Here is a 1,246-nt window from a genome sequence, read left to right as displayed (position 1 = left end):
ATTTAAGATCAACTTGACGATCCCGCCTCCAAAAATGGCACCAAACACAATGGCGACAACCAATACATCAGCAATAGATTCCATTCTTTATATTCCTCTAGATAATGCTCAAATATAAGTTACGCATTTGTTACATGAATATCAAATAACACCTTGATTAAATGTAATGTTTCATTGAAATTTGCATGTTCTGTATCAAAATCACAGGACGACGTTACTTAACGCCCACCCAAACCGAGACTGAACCACCATTGACAGGAAATTCTGCCCAGCCATTGGCATCGGTCCAAACTTCTTCAGTTCGGATACCCAGCTTGTCGACATAGCGCGTGCTTGGCTTACCGGTATACATCCATTTTGTTCCGCCCGGTCCATCACTCATGATCACCGCCATTGAGTTTGGATGTTCAGCATCGCCCTCTCGAGTCCAGCCAATCACATCCCAATGGTCGAGATAAGAATTCTGTTTGCCATACGCATACTCTTTACGCAGTGTTACAAGTTCTTCAATGTAAGGCACTTTGGCCATATTAATGTTGTAGCCTTTGTCGCTGTACTGCGCGCCGTAGTAATCTGCGTAGAACACCGATGGATAACCTTCTTCACGCAATAAAATGAATGCGTAAGCAAGAGGCTTGAACCACCAATCTACTGTCGACTCTAACGCCTGCAGTGGCTGCGTATCGTGGTTTTCTACGAGAGTCACTGCTTTGACTGGGTTGTCCTTCATCAACGTGCCATTCATGATTTGGCGCATATCGTAATTGCCGCCAGATTTTGACGCGTTGTAGAAGTTCATGTGAAGCGGCGCATCGAACAACGACATACTGCCAAAGGTCTTAGTAATAAAGTTATGCAGTTGATTTACGTCGTAATTCCAATACTCACCAACGGTGAAAAGCTCTTTGCCTGTTTTCCAACGTAAATGATCAATCCACTCTTGTAGATACTGATATTTAATGTGCTTAACGGCATCCATTCTAAAGCCATCAACGCCGGTCATGTTGATGTACCACTCACCCCAATCTTTCAGGTCTTGTTTAACTTCTGGGTGATCCATGTCTAAATCGGCGTACATTAGGTAGTCGTAATTGCCTTTTTCAGAGCTGACTTCCCAATCCCATGCTTTTCCTTCGCCTTTGAATTTAAAGATCGCTTTTTCTTTGCCGGCGTCATCCCAGTCAACACCGTCAAAGTGATACCAAGTCCAATGGAAGTTCGAGTATTTGTCGTTGCGGCCAGGAAA

At 43.8% G+C, this 1,246-nt stretch carries 1 protein-coding gene; it reads right to left on the bottom strand.

Annotated features, from left to right (window positions below):
• Positions 1 to 214: 214 nt before the first annotated feature.
• On the bottom strand, positions 215 to 1,246 hold a 1,032-nt coding region (locus tag R8N28_RS25495; protein WP_318183694.1), incomplete at its 5' end, for an alpha-amylase.

The sequence above is a fragment of the Vibrio sp. Vb1554 genome, assembly GCF_033344235.1.
The sequence above is the reverse complement of the archived record's forward strand: the minus strand, read 5'-3'. Positions and strand labels throughout refer to the sequence as shown.